Raw genomic sequence first — 14,479 nt, 5'->3', positions numbered from 1 at the left:
TTCTCTATTCTCTATATTCTCTCGACTTAAGCTTCCCACTCTCCTTTTGCAACAAACTGCGCTTTCCCTCCAATCTGAATATCAAATTGATTATCCGTCAATTTCCCTTTGAAATAAATCTGAGAAGGACGACCAATATAATCTCCCTGATAATTAATCAATTCAAATTCAGGTTTATGATATTTCAACAAAAAAGCTTGTAGGCACGTACTGGCACTTCCTGTTGCGGCGTCTTCAACTAATTGATTATTTTCAACACACAACATTCTGCTAAACAATTTTGAGCCTTCCAAATAATAGAAATACAAAGCTCTGTGCGCTGTTTTGCAATTATTTTTCAGCCATTGATCTGTTTTATCTTTATCTAAAACCAAATTTTCCAGTGCTCTTTTGCTGCTTAACCCAACCATTACAAAGGCACTTCCGGTTGTAACTTCCTGAATTGGAAATTGATTTTCAAAATCATGATTGTTCAGATTACTAAATACTGTAATATCTTCTTTCGAAAAAATATCCCAAAACTTAGGCTGAGCTGCTTTTAACCAAATCAGTTCTTCTGTTTTATGAATTGCAATTGGTCCAATCGGAACATTCAATTTTATATTTCTAGGAGAATTATTAAACACTCTATTCATTAAAACCCACGAAGTTCCAATTATAGGATGACCTGCAAACTGCATTTCGTGCTCAGGCGTAAAAATTTTAATTTCGGCCTTATTGTTTTCAGGATCCAGTTTTGTGATAAAAGTACTTTCCGCAAAATTAATTTCGCGGGCGATCTTCTGCATTTCTTCGGAACTTAAATTCCCTGCGTCTAAAAAAACTGCCAATTGATTCCCGGCATATTTTTTATCAGCAAAAACATCAACTATATAAAAAGGTAAACTCATATCTTGTAAAATGTGTTTTGTGAGATGTAAAATGATAAAGCGAATACCTTTCACATTTTACATCTAACTTTTAACTATTTAGTAATTGAAGAATTCGTTTTTGATTCTTCCAACTTAATCGCGCTTAATTCTTTTTTTGCTTCTTCAACTACATCCGGGAAATCTGTAAAATTGTTAATTACGTTGTCCAGAATGTAAGTTGCCTGATAACTGTCTTTTAATCCGTAAAAGTTTTTAGCCATTAAAACCAAACTCTTCGCTCCATAATATTTATAACCCGAATAATTCTTAGCTAATTTTTGAACTGAAACATTTGAAGCATCAAATTTTCCTTCTTTTGTTTTAAAGTATGCATCATAATACAAAGCTTCTGCAGCTAATTCGCCTTTAGAAGTCGTCGATAATTTTGCGTAGGCCGCTTTAGCTTTATCTTCATCACCAGTTTGCATTGCCGCACGCGCTACGATAATCTGAGCATCGGCTTTTACATTCGCATCTGCTTTTGGATTTTGCAAAACTTTATCAGCTGAAATTACTGAGTTATCATAATCTTTTTTGTCATAATAACATTTCATCAAATTCGCTTGTGCGAAGTTTTTATTCTGAGCAGAATCGGATTCGTTTTCCAAACGAACTAATACCGGAATCGCTTTATCACAATCTTTTGCTTTCAGATAAATCTGAGCCAATTTGTTTAAAGATTGTTCCGTAAATTCACTTCTTGGCTGATCAATCACATATTGATAACTAGCAATAGATTTAACCTCTGAACCTTCCGCATAAAGCAATTGTGCCAAATAAAAATTAGCCTCAAGTGCATGTAAGCCTGATGGAAATTTATTCACATAACCTGTAAAACCTGTAATCGCCTGCTTGCTGTTATTTTGACTGTACTGTTTGAAAGCAGCGTCATAAGTATCATTATCCAGTTCCGCATCTGTAACCGAAACAAAATCTAATGTTCGTACCCAAGTCGCGTATTCATCTACTTTTCCTGAATCAACATAAATTAATCTTGCTGTAGAAACCGCCTCTAAAGCTTCCGGTGTTTTTGGAAATTCTGCTGCTACTTTTTTGAATTTAACCAAAGCTTGTTCATCACGATCGGAATTGTAATAAATCAAACCTTGCTTTAAAATTGATTTTGAAGTAAACGACCCGTTTTTATATTCTGAAATCAACTGATCATACGTTTTAATCGCCTGATCGTTTTTTTTCTCGGCTACATAGGTATTTCCTAATTCATACAAAGCATCATCACGATACTCTGATTTTTTGTACATCTGAAGGAAGTTATTCAACTCCTCTACTTTCTTGTCATTTTTCGACATGAAACCGTAGGAAATTGCTTTTTGAAACTGTGCATAATCGGCATCAACGCCTTTTGCCGCAATTGCTTTGGCATAAGCTTCATTCGCAGCAGTGTATTTTGAAGTTACAAAACGGCAATCTCCCAAACGTAAATACGAATCGTTTAAACGAACTTTATCTCCGGGAGCAGTATCGATTTGAGCCTGAAATGAAGTTGCAGCCTGATCGTAATCCTTTAATTTAAAATACGTATAACCAATGTTATAATTGATGTTTTTATATTCTTCTGTCGTTTTTGCTGCTGCCTGACCTGCAAATTGTTTGTAAGTTAACAATGCATTCTGAAAATCATCAGAAAGATATTCTGTCTCCGCTTTCCAGAAAGTGGCACGTGCCGTAAACTCAGGTGTTTTTTGTTCGCTGACCGCACTTTTAAACATTTTCCCCGCTTCTGCATAATTCGATTCATTATACAATTCCAATCCTCTGTAAAAAAGTACTTTTTGGTACGCTGCTTTGTTTTCAGCCGATCTGTTTTTCTCTAGTAACACTAAAGCTTCTTTATAATTTTTAGAAGAAATATAAGAATCAACCAATAATTTTTCTACTTCAGCTTTGCTGGAATTATTTGGATATTTTTTTAAGAAATCAAGCAGAATTCCAGGAACGGTTTGATAAGCATTTCCAATTTCATAACTCAATTTGGCATAATTCAAAGCTGCATCTTCCTGAATTTGCGTATTGAATTCCATTTCAGAAGCATTTTTAAAAGCATTTAAAGCTTCTTGTTTTTTGCCTGTATTCAAATAACTTAAACCTAAATGATAATAGGCATTTTGCGCTACAAAATCTTTCCCTTCAATGATTTTATTGAATTGAGAAATCGCTTTTTCGTATTCTTTTTGCTCATAATACGCATATCCCAATTGATAAAAATCAGTATTATTCCACTTTCCTTTTTTACCTGCATATTGCTCTAAATACGGAATCGCTTTTCCATATTGTTTTAGGTTGAAATAGCTTTCTCCAATAATTTTATTCAGTTCTGATTTTTCTATGTCATTTGATTTCGCCATTGCTTTCTGGCCTAAATCTATTGCTTTCTGGAAGCTTCCAAGCTTGAAATTCATATCAGCCTGATAGTACGAAAGCTTTTCTTTGTATTTTTCTTCGCCTGAAACTTCATCAAAATATTTGGTTGCTTCTTTATAATCGTCGCCTTCGTAAGCCATAAATCCTAAGTAATATTTGGCCTGAGAACCAAATTCCGGAGAATTTACTACTTTATTGAAATAGGTTGTGGCTTCTTTTTTCTTTTTAGCATTAAAGTAACTGTACCCTTTCTGAAAATTAAATTTATCAGAATCGGCTTTACTCATATAACTTTCATCAACTTTATCAAACCATTGCAAGGCTTTTGGATAATTCCCCTGTTCGAAGAAAAACTGTGCCACTTCAATATAAGCCTGATTTTGTTTGGTACTTGTTGGATAATCGCTCACAAATTTTTCCATCAGCGCATCGGCATTTGCCTGATTGGTTCTGATGGCACAATTGGCGATGTAATAAGCACAATCTGACTGTACTTCTTCTGTCTTGGCGTGGTTTTTTACATATTCAAAAATATGTTGAGCCGAAGCATATTGTTTGTCATTGTATAAAGCTACTGCCTTATCAAAATCCTTTAAATCGTAAGTATATATTGCTGATTTTTGTGCCGAAACTGTGGTCGAAATGAGGATTATTTGGAGTAAAAAGAACCAGGAAAATTTACGCATTGTAATTATGTTTAGTATTCAAATGTATCATTTTATACCGTCTATAACGAAACGTTTCTCGCATTTATTATGAACAAAAAATTTAACATACCACATTTAACAGCTTCTGAGCGCTTATTTTTCTACCATATAAGTGATATAAGTAATTATAAGCTAGAGGCTTTTAGCTTCGTATACAACTCTGAAGGTCATATAAGTTTTTCGAAATAAAAAACTTTTACCACAATCGATTAAAATGCATTTATACACTTATGTACTTATACATTTTTTGCAATAAAATCTTTTCGACAATTTGCTACAATGACCTTATATGACTTATATGGTGAAAAATTTCCATTTCATTTTTTTATCAGAAATGATTGAAATTTATTTTGAATCCAACCGTTAACTTCTTACTTTTACCAATCAAATCAATTTTATTATGTCACAAACCGTACTATCTCTTAAAGAAGTCACTATATATCAGGAAGGAAGAAAAATTTTATCTCATATTAATTTAGATGTTCAGCATGGTGAATTTATTTACATCATTGGAAAAACAGGTTCCGGGAAAAGTAGTTTCTTAAAAACTTTATATGCAGATTTACCTTTAAGCGAAGGAGAAGGTCATATAGTTGAATTTGATCTGGCAACTTTAAAAGAAAGTGATATTCCGTATTTGAGACGTAAAATTGGAATTGTATTTCAGGATTTCAAATTGCTTCCGGACCGTTCTATAAAAGACAATATGTTGTTTGTTTTAAAAGCAACAGGATGGACTGAAAAAGAAGCTATGGAACACAAAATCGATGAAGTTCTGGATAAAGTTGGCATGAAAGATTTCGTTAATAAAATGCCACATCAGCTTTCCGGAGGTGAACAACAACGTGTAGCAATTGCCCGTGCTTTATTGAATGATCCTGAATTCATCCTTGCTGATGAACCAACTGGAAACCTTGATCCACAAACAAGTTCTGAGGTTCTTGAAGTACTGAAAAATATTAATGCACTTGGCAAAACGGTTATCATGGCAACGCACGATTATGCTTTGCTAATGAAATTCCCATCTAAAACATTGAAGTGCGAAGATGAAAGAATCTTCGAAGTGGTACAACGCTCTGTGTAATGCTTTCCATCTTAATTCCGGTTTATAATTATACTGTTTTACCACTTGTACATGAGTTAGTAAGGCAATGCAATGTCAGTGGAATTACTTTTGAAATTCTTTGTCAGGACGACGGATCCAATTCACAAAAAAACACAATCAATCAAGAAGTTAACCTCATTCCAAATTGTTCCTTTTTTATAAATGAAATCAATTTAGGAAGAGGAAAAAACATCAATTCTTTAGCTCAAAAGGCAGTTTATGATTGGCTCTTAATTCTCGATTGTGATACTTTTCCCGCTGATGCTACTTTTATCCAAAACTACGTTGACGTAATTTCAGATTCATCAGAAAATATCCTTTTCGGCGGAATTATTTACGAAGATAAAAAACCTGAAAAAGAACAGCTTTTGCGTTGGGTTTACGGACAAAAAAGAGAAACTTCTGCTATTCTGACTTCTAATTTATGGATTAAAAAAGACGTTTTTCTACAATATCCTTTCGATGATTCTATTACAAAATATGGTTACGAAGATTTGTGTTTTTTCGCTGTTTTGAAGAAAAATAATCTTGCAATTTCCCAAATTGAAAATCCAACTTTTCATTTGAATTTAGAAACTTCAGAAGTATTTTTGAATAAAACTAAAATTGCTTTAGAAAATCTTTTTTTTCTTTATAATTCAGATAAAATTTCTAGAGAAGACAGTAAAATTATTAAGGCATTTGAATTCCTAAAAAAGCTAAAACTAGCAAAATTTTCATCTTTCCTCTTCAAAAAAAATCAAATCAAAATTGAACGGAATTTGCTTTCTCAAAATCCTTCTTTGTTTTTGTTTGATCTTTATAAATTAGGATATTTTTGTAGCTTAAAAATGTAAGCTCCAGCGGAGCAAAATGTTTATAGCTAATCAGTCGAGTTGCAAATTAAGCTCCAGCGGAGCAAAATGTTTATAGATAATCAACAATGTTCCAAGAGAAAGCTCCAGCGGAGCGATATATTCTTGAATATTAAATATGCCACCCCGATGGGGTTTGTGGAATGTTGAATCTTTATTTCTATAAACATTCCGTCCCGATGGGACTTAATAACTTATAAACTTTCCAAAAACTCCTTCCACTGCCCCATTATTTTTTTGACCGAATATTCTTTTGATCTTTCTTTCGCATCCAAACCAAATTTCAATCTTACTTCTTCATTTTCAATTAAAAAAGAAAGTTTTTGGACATACATTTCAATATTATTATCCGGAATTAAAAATCCATTTTCTGCGTTTGTAATGATCGCTCGCAGACCAGTTGGACAATCGTACGCCATACACGGTAAACCAGAACCCATTGCTTCCAATAAAACCATCGGAAAACCTTCTGTTCTGGAAGTCATCACGTAAATAGACGATTTCAAATATTTATCCTGAATATTTTTGACAAAATGCAGATAATTAATTCCCGTTTCTATTTCTAATTTCAATGCTGCTTCTTCTAAAGAATCGACATCATCTGTATAAATATCTAATGTCCAATCAGGATATTTTTCTCCGATTACCTTCCAGATTAATAACAATCTATCTAAACCTTTTTCATACGAATTTCGGGCAATTGCGATTACTTTTTTCTGTTTTAAATCGGCATTTTTTTTGCTTTTTATCCAGGATGGATTCGGAATCACAACACCATTTTTAACGTTCCATTCTTTCAAATTTTCTTCTGAAAGCGCCACTATTTTAGTGAATTTTTGAGTGCCAAAATCTTTGAATCGATATTTAATTTTTTGAATTGATTTGGAGACAAAATTCGTTTTTTGTTGCACTTCTTCAATAAATTTAGAACCATGAGATTCGAATACAATTGGAACTTTCGTTTTAGCTATTAAAGGAAAAATAAATGCTTTTAAGCCATTATCAGCAACCAAAATAACATCTGGTTTTATTTGGCTAATCTTCTGATTGATTTGCTTTTGAAAAGAATTGAAGAACTTAAAAACATTGCCTTTCAAAATCATATTATGAAAGACTATTTCAATATCAAAATCATAAAAAGGAGAATCATTTTCCTCATTTTGAGATAAAATATGAACTTCATAACCAAAATGCTCTACAAAATAATTGGCTTTAATAGCCAAAACTCTGGCAACTCCACCAGCACTTTTTATTTTTGGAACAATGTAAAGCAGTCTCATTTTTTAGATTTCAAAAAAACATCATAATCCCTGATATAATCGGATTCTTCAAAAACATCAGAAGCCAAAACCAGGCAAACAGCACCTGAAGAAAAATTTTCTAATTCTCGCCAAATTCCTTTTGGAAGATGTAAACCAATATTAGGTTTGTTCAGTAAATAACTTTTTTTGTTGGTCCCATCGTTTAAGATTACTTCAAAACTTCCGCTTAAAGCAATTAAAACTTCGTGCTGTTCTATGTGTGAATGTCCGCCACGAAAAGCACTACTCGGCACATCAAACAAATAGTAAACACGTTTGAATTCAAATGGTAAAACATCATTTTGAATAAAAGCCAAATTCCCGCTTAAGTCCTCTACAACCGGAATTTTTAATAATGCTATGTCCTGAATTGTCGTCATATTTTAATTGGCTTTGAGTAAATATAGCCATTCCTTCCCTATTTTTTCTAATAAAAATGGTTCAATACTTTCAAGTGTTTTTTCTTTACAATGTTGGTACAAAACTTCATTTGAAATCAATAAATTCATGGCCTCCGCTAATTTTTCCCAATTTTGATTTTCTACTAAAATTCCATTTTCAAAAGAAGTAATCATATCTCTCGGCCCGAAATCACAATCAAAAGAAACAACAGGAATTTCACACGCCAAAGATTCTAAAATAACGTTCGGAAAACCTTCATTTTTACTGCTTAAAACCAAAAATTTAGCTTTGCTTAGATATTTAAAAGGATTGTTTTGATAGCCCAAAAGATGCACAAATCCGGAAATATTATTTTCTAAAATTGCTTTTTTAAGCTTTGTTTCGTCGCCATTTCCAATAATTACAAAATGAATTTGTTTTTGAGACAAATCAGATTGAGCGTAAGCTGAAATCAATTTATCAAACTGCTTTATTCCATTTTCATATTGACCAATAGCGATTACAAAATCAAATTCTAAATCAATTTTTTCATTTTGCTTTTTTATAATTTCTTCCAAATAAATTGGATTATGAATCATGACAACGTTTTTTAACTGATGCTTTCTTTCAATCAATGTTTTCATCTCATTTGTAAGCGCCACATTCGCAAAACAATGATTGTACATCAATCTCGTTAACCACGAATTATTCGGCATATAATGATCAATCAAAAAACTATGAACGGTAAAAATGGTCTTGCTATTGTAAATAAATCGAGCAAGAACAAGTTCCTGAATTATCTTGGTTCGAAAACGAAAATCGATAATAAAATCGAAATTATTCTCGTTTAGATACGTTCGTAAAGCCCATAATCTTTTAATTTTGTTGAAGAATCCGTTGCTTTTGTTTTTGAGTAATCCGAGATTTACCAGCTTTCCAGAATACGGAAAACTTACTTCATCCAGAACGATAATAAGATCCACTTCAAAACCTTGTCTTTCAAAAAAAATTGACAAATTTGCCATTACTTTATCGCTCCCGCCTCCGCTTAAGCGATAGCCAATTAAAGCAATTTTCTTTTTTTTGTGAGACAATATCATCTGTGATTTCTTATTTTCGTATCAAATATATAACTCTTAACTGTTGCGTTTATTTAAAAATCTATTTTTTTAAGTAAATCGAAAAGCATAGAATTATTTAGTTTTGCCACAGATTGCAAGATTAAAATGATTCAATCTTTTTAAATCCATTAATCAGTGGCAAAATATTTAAAATTCCTGCCACATTAAAATATCTTTGTTCCTCTAATAAGGAAACTAACTCATTAAAAACAATATGCAAGATAAATCATTAGTGACCATTATTTGCTTGTGTTACAATCAGGAAAAGTATGTTGTGGAGAGTTTATTTTCGGCAATAAATCAGGATTATCCTTTTATTGAAGTGATTGTTGTAGATGATTTTAGTACCGATAATTCTAAAGAAACAATTGAGAAATGGCTTATCAATTATCCTGAAGTTCAATTTATACCCAATGAAACCAATTTAGGAAGTACAAAATCCTTCAATAAAGCACTTAAGTTAGCCAAAGGCGATTATATTATTGATTTGGCTTGTGATGATGTTTTGTTGCCAAATTGCGTTTCCTCACAGTTAAAAGCTTTTCAGGAAAGTTCTTTTAAAAACTTAGGCGTTGTTTACGGAAATGCCGAATTAATTAATGATAAAGGAAATTCCTATTTTTATTATTTCCCTGTTGATTTCGATAAAAAAACAATCGAAAAAAGAGCAACCGGAGATATTTATTTGAGTGTTATTTCTGGTGGAAATAGTATTTGTTCCGTTTCATCAATGGTTAAAAAATCAGTTTTTGATACTTTGAATGGTTACGACGAAAATCTGGCTTATGAAGATTTAGATCTTTGGATTAGAGCTTCCCGGATTTATAATTTTGATTATATTGATAAAATTTTAATCAAAAAAAGGATTTCGACCACTTCTTTAGGAACTCATTTTTTCATTAAAAATGATGCGAGATCTAAGAAAATAAATTATTCGACCTATTTAATAATTCAGAAAGCAATTCGATTAAATCAATCTAAAATTGAACATAGAGCGATCCTGAAAAGAATGCATTTTGAAATGATTTTGGCTTTTAAAACAGCTGATTATTTATTGTTTTTGAAATATATTTTATTGGAAGTAAAACAAAGATTTAGAATAGTTTTCGCATAACGCAAAGATAATGGCCATAAAAATGAGAAAGCTCCAGCGGAGCAAAATGTTTATAGAAAATTATTTGATTCCGATTTAAAGCTCCAGCGGAGCGACATATTTATTATGTGTAAATTTAACATGTCACCCCGATGGGGCTTTGGAAAACACAAATTTATATTTCTATAAACATGACGTCCCTATGGGACTTTTTTAATATTACTATTAAATCAAATCATCAAAAAATCATCTAATTGTTGTTTCTCGCCTTCCCAATCCCTTGAAATATTCGATCGAATCAATTTTGCCGGAATTCCTCCAATCAAAATATTTTCTCCTAAACTTTTATAATCTTTCGTACACAAACTATTCGAGGCAATGGTACAGAAATTTGGTGTTTGTGTTCCTTTCATAATAGAAACCCTATTGCTTCCAAAATTGTAATTCCCGATAAAAATAGGAGCTGATTTTTGTAGTTTTTCGTCAGTTTGCGTATCAATTAAATCATGGAAATTGGTATCGATAATCTGAGCTTCAGAACCAAATCTTGCGTAATCACCCAGAACAATTTTTTCGGTACAAATTATTTTCCCGTTGGACGCCATTGAAGCCATATTTCCTAATTCACAAATGGCATTTTCTCCCACAAAAACAAAACAGTCTTTTCCAAATTGAAACTTACCTTTAAAAGTTAATTTTCCCAAAATGAAGATTTCAGCAATTCCTTTATGAGCCGAATTCAGTTCGTAAGGCTGACCAAAACCAATCATTCCTTTTTGAATATTTCCTTCAATCTGAATTTCTCCTTTTATCGAAGTAAATTTTACTCTTCCGTAAAAGAAAACCGGAAGCTTTCTAGCCGTTTCAAAAGGGAATTTCTTAAAATTAAAATACAGCGTTTTGATCCAGTTTACTTTGCAGTAAAACCGGAATTTATGATAAAAAGAGCGATATTTTCTATAGCTGTTCTGAATCATTATTATCTTTTTTTCGCTGAACAAATGACGTAAATATTTCGCTTACATTCATCTTTTTATTCAATTGATAAAAACTAAAAGCAAACGAAATCACAATCATTAAAAACATTAAACCGTATTTTAAAACTGGAGTTTCGATATAGCGAAGGAAAAATGTACTAAAGCAAAGCACAAAACAAACAAAATAGATTTTATAAAAATCCAAATTAAAATAGAAATCATAGCGATTTTTTGTAATGATTTTTAATCCTATAAAGTGGAATAAAAAATACAGACAAAAGCTAAATCCGAGACCTTCTAATCCGTAAAAATAATAACCTGAAACATTCATTAGTAAAGACAAAATATTAAAACCAATTGCTGTTTTAATAAACATTTTTGAATCACCTTTTGCTATCAAAATAAATCCCATGGCCCAGGAAACCGCGCGAAACAACATTCCTAAAATTCCGAAACAAACCATTGGAATAACAGCATTGAAATTAGCGCTATACATAATTGGAATTATAACCGAAATGAAAGTCAAAAACAGAACAATAATCGGCGTGATAATTATGATTGAAATGAACGCTTGTTGCATAACGATTTCCCTAACTTTCTCATTATCAAAATTAATTGAAGATAATTTAGGGAAATAATCGGTACTCATTACCGTAAAAATTATTCCGACATAAGAATTTAACAAAGTAAAACCAGCGTTGTAAAATCCGACTTGTTCTAAACCTCCATTTTTGCTAATGTAAATCTGAACCAAATACGTTGACAAAAGTGTCAAAACACTGCTTATCATCAACATAAATCCCAATTTTACAATTGATTTTCCTTCTAATAAAAGCGCCGAATTAGAAACCTTTTCCTTATCGGTTTTAAATTTATTCGAATAATAAAAAGAGAAAACTAAAGCTGATAAAGAAGCGATTATTATGGTTGGAATTATGGCATCAATTCCTAAAAAATAATACAAAGGAATCGAAAAAAGCAATCCGAATAAATTACCATATAAATTGGCTTTAGCCAGCAATTTCACTTGTCGCAAACCTTGTAAAACGGCTAATTGACCAGATGACAATTGTTTAAATAAAACCGTGACAGCAATAAATACAAAAGAATAAGTCTGACTCGAATCTCCAAAAGTCATAATACTTAATGCTTTTGACAAAAGAATCGTCAGCAACATTCCAAAAATACCGGTAAAAAAAACAATCTTTTTTACGATTTTAATGGTTTTGGAAACGGTCTTTAAATCGTCATTTTTATAATCTTCTGAGATATTTTTTACAGCACTGGTTTCGATTCCGAAGCCTGAAATACTGCTTATTACACCCAAAGTTGAATTCAGCAAAGTAATAATTCCCATTCCGGCCGGACCAATAAAAACCGCAATTAATTTGGTTCTGATAATCGAAATTAAAATATTGAAAAACTGAACGCCTCCAAAAAGTGAAGTTGTTTTTAGAATTTGCTGATATGAAGATTTGTTATCAGACACGAATTAGTATTGATTTACAATTTCAATAATAAAATCAACTTCACTTTCCGTTAAAACCGGACTCAATGGTAAACTCAAAACTTCGTTATGAATTTTCTCCGTGATTGGAAATGACAAATTATTCCATTCTAAAAAAGCTTTTTGTTTGTGTGGCGGAATTGGATAATGAATTACAGTCTGAATATTATTCTGCATTAAATATTCCTGTAAAGCTTTTCTATTTTCAGTTCTGATTACGAACAAATGAAAAACATGATTATTCGATAAATCCCAAAATGGCAATATTATTTTATCATTTTTAATTTCAGACAAATAACGTTTTGCAATAGCTCGACGTTTATTATTATCAGCATTTAAATTCGGTAGTTTCAAATTTAAAAAAGAGGCCTGAAGTTCGTCTAATCTGGAATTTACACCTACATATTCATTGTAATACTTTTGTTCAGAACCATAATTACGTAGCGCAAAAAGTACTTTCGCTAACTCTAAATCGTTTGTCGTAATCGCTCCACCGTCGCCCAGACAACCCAGATTTTTCCCCGGGTAAAAGCTATAAGCAGAAACGGATTTTAGATTGTAGATTTTAGATTTTAGATTAATTGTAGCACCGTGAGATTGTGCGCAGTCTTCTACTATTAAAAGATTATTTTTATCAGCAATCTCATTTATTTGATCCATTTCAGTTAATTGTCCGTACAAATGAACAGCTAAAATGGCTTTTGTTTTTGGTGTGATTTTCTCCTGAATCAAATCGGGATTGATGTTGTAGGTTTCTACTTTTGGCTCGACCAAAACGGGAATTAAATCGGCTTGTAAAATGGCCAATATACTGGCAATATAAGTATTTGCGGGAACTATAACTTCATCGCCTTTTTTGAGTTTTCCTAATTGAATATAACCTTTAAAAATCAATACCAGAGCATCAAATCCATTCCCAACTCCAATGCAATATTTCGTTTGATTATATTCAGCAAAAGCCTTTTCAAAAGTTTCCAATTCTTTTCCTAAAATATACCAGCCGTTTTCTAAAACCAATTTCAGTTTTTCCTGAAAAGCAGTTTCATACGGTTCGTTTATTTTTTTAAGATCCAGAAATGATATCATTTAATGCTGATTTTATAAAAATCCTGATTGTAAACAGCACAGCCTAATTCCTCTTTTTGTTGCAAAAGACCGGGATGATACCCTTTTTCATTTTCCTCATTCACAATTCCCATATCAAAAAACTTTTTGCCTTTGCGTTTGTATTTATGCATCAAATTAATGAATAAAAAATCTAGTGCTCTTACTTGTTCGCCTTTTTCTGAAGTAGCGCCGTATTGTGATTTAACCACATTTTCAGTCTCAAAAATAGTTATTCCGGCAATGATTTCATCATTTTGATAAACAGAATATTGCCTGATATTTTCAGGGAATTTGTGTTTTAATAAAGCTATTTCTTCTTTGGTATGAACCGGTTTTGCGTTGAACTTCTCCAATAATCTTGGCTCCAGAATCGTTTCCCAAAAAGGCTGAAAATCCTTTTCTTCTATAATATCCAAATCAAGATTTTCTATTCTTCTAAAATGCTTCATTTTACTTTTAGAAATATGCAAAGGCAATTGCAGATTTACTGCCAAATTCATTTCTTTTCGTTCGGGAAAGGCACCTCTTTGATGTAAAAAGAAATCAATTTCCTGATTTCCCTTCGAAAAATAAAAACTCGGAATGGGTTTATAATGAAAAACTTCTATTGAATTTTCCTTTAAAAAAGATAAAATTTCATCTAAGAGTAACTCGACTTTTTCTGCCTTTAATTTAGACGTAAAAAGTAAACCTCCGTAAGTTAATCCTTGGTGCGAATAGACTGATTTCCCTTTAATATTGGCCGGCAAAACTGCTTTTAGTTTCTCATTTTCAAAAACCAAAAGCGAAAAATCTTCAAAACGATCCTTGTGATATTCCATAAAATCACGATGAAACAAAAACGTAGCATTTTTGGCCAGAGCGACAAAATCGTTCCAGATGGCATAATCGTTTTCATCGTATTTTTTTATAGAGAATTCACTCATTTTCAAATCCAGTTAATTATTTCTTCAAGTGGAAAAATAGCCACGAATTCACGAATTTTTATTTGTTTCCTGGTTAATAAAATTCGTGAATTCGTGGCTAAAAATCT

Annotated in this window: 12 protein-coding genes; 3 read left to right on the top strand and 9 right to left on the bottom strand. The window is 31.9% G+C overall.

All coding sequences use genetic code 11. The features are described 5' to 3' along the window. Positions 1-26: 26 nt before the first annotated feature. On the bottom strand, positions 27-890 hold the full coding sequence (locus tag B0A65_RS18650) for a PhzF family phenazine biosynthesis protein (RefSeq protein WP_074656572.1): 864 nt from the start codon (positions 888-890) through the stop codon (positions 27-29). Between the two features lie 74 nt (positions 891-964). After that, positions 965-3,979, bottom strand: a complete 3,015-nt coding sequence (locus B0A65_RS18645; protein ID WP_074656570.1) for a tetratricopeptide repeat protein — start codon at positions 3,977-3,979, stop codon at positions 965-967. A gap of 421 nt (positions 3,980-4,400) precedes the next feature. Here B0A65_RS18645 and B0A65_RS18640 point away from each other — a divergent pair, with 421 nt between their 5' ends. Together B0A65_RS18640 and B0A65_RS18635 are read left to right on the top strand one after the other, a co-directional pair. Continuing rightward, positions 4,401-5,084, top strand: coding sequence for a cell division ATP-binding protein FtsE (locus tag B0A65_RS18640; protein ID WP_074656568.1), 684 nt, complete (start codon positions 4,401-4,403; stop codon positions 5,082-5,084). Next, entirely contained in the window at positions 5,084-5,941 is an 858-nt protein-coding gene (locus tag B0A65_RS18635; RefSeq protein WP_074656566.1) for a glycosyltransferase family 2 protein, read from the top strand. The genes B0A65_RS18640 and B0A65_RS18635 overlap by 1 nt, the downstream gene beginning before the upstream one ends. A gap of 212 nt (positions 5,942-6,153) precedes the next feature. Here the strand turns inward: B0A65_RS18635 and B0A65_RS18630 are convergent, their stop codons facing one another. Genes B0A65_RS18630 through B0A65_RS18620 form a run of 3 tightly spaced genes read right to left on the bottom strand, consistent with a single transcriptional unit; the run spans position 6,154 to position 8,741 of the window. Beyond that, positions 6,154-7,239, bottom strand: a complete 1,086-nt coding sequence (locus tag B0A65_RS18630; RefSeq protein ID WP_074656563.1) for a glycosyltransferase family 4 protein — start codon at positions 7,237-7,239, stop codon at positions 6,154-6,156. Next, positions 7,236-7,640: a sugar 3,4-ketoisomerase gene (locus B0A65_RS18625; protein WP_074656562.1), complete on the bottom strand. Its 405-nt coding sequence runs from the start codon at positions 7,638-7,640 to the stop codon at positions 7,236-7,238. The genes B0A65_RS18630 and B0A65_RS18625 overlap by 4 nt, the downstream gene beginning before the upstream one ends. Before the next feature lie 3 nt (positions 7,641-7,643). Beyond that, a complete protein-coding gene (locus tag B0A65_RS18620) occupies positions 7,644-8,741 on the bottom strand; it encodes a glycosyltransferase (RefSeq protein ID WP_074656560.1) in 1,098 nt (365 codons plus the stop codon). 235 nt (positions 8,742-8,976) lie between these two features. Here B0A65_RS18620 and B0A65_RS18615 point away from each other — a divergent pair, with 235 nt between their 5' ends. After that, entirely contained in the window at positions 8,977-9,876 is a 900-nt protein-coding gene (locus tag B0A65_RS18615) for a glycosyltransferase (RefSeq protein WP_074656558.1), read from the top strand. Positions 9,877-10,085: 209 nt separating this feature from the next. Here B0A65_RS18615 and B0A65_RS18610 read toward each other — a convergent pair whose 3' ends face one another. Genes B0A65_RS18610 through B0A65_RS18595 form a run of 4 tightly spaced genes read right to left on the bottom strand, consistent with a single transcriptional unit; the run spans position 10,086 to position 14,372 of the window. Next, a complete protein-coding gene (locus tag B0A65_RS18610; protein WP_074656556.1) occupies positions 10,086-10,832 on the bottom strand; it encodes an acyltransferase in 747 nt (248 codons plus the stop codon). Further along, on the bottom strand, positions 10,813-12,321 hold the full coding sequence (locus B0A65_RS18605) for an oligosaccharide flippase family protein (protein ID WP_074656554.1): 1,509 nt from the start codon (positions 12,319-12,321) through the stop codon (positions 10,813-10,815). The genes B0A65_RS18610 and B0A65_RS18605 overlap by 20 nt, the downstream gene beginning before the upstream one ends. Positions 12,322-12,324: 3 nt before the next feature. Beyond that, on the bottom strand, positions 12,325-13,425 hold the full coding sequence (locus B0A65_RS18600; protein ID WP_074656553.1) for a DegT/DnrJ/EryC1/StrS family aminotransferase: 1,101 nt from the start codon (positions 13,423-13,425) through the stop codon (positions 12,325-12,327). Continuing rightward, complete coding sequence (locus B0A65_RS18595) at positions 13,422-14,372, bottom strand: GNAT family N-acetyltransferase (protein WP_074656550.1); 951 nt, start codon at positions 14,370-14,372, stop codon at positions 13,422-13,424. The genes B0A65_RS18600 and B0A65_RS18595 overlap by 4 nt, the downstream gene beginning before the upstream one ends. Positions 14,373-14,479 lie beyond the last annotated feature (107 nt).

It is taken from the genome of Flavobacterium frigidimaris (assembly GCF_002217275.1).
GTDB classification, from domain to species: Bacteria; Bacteroidota; Bacteroidia; order Flavobacteriales; family Flavobacteriaceae; genus Flavobacterium; species Flavobacterium aquidurense.
The sequence above is the reverse complement of the archived record's forward strand: the minus strand, read 5'-3'. Positions and strand labels throughout refer to the sequence as shown.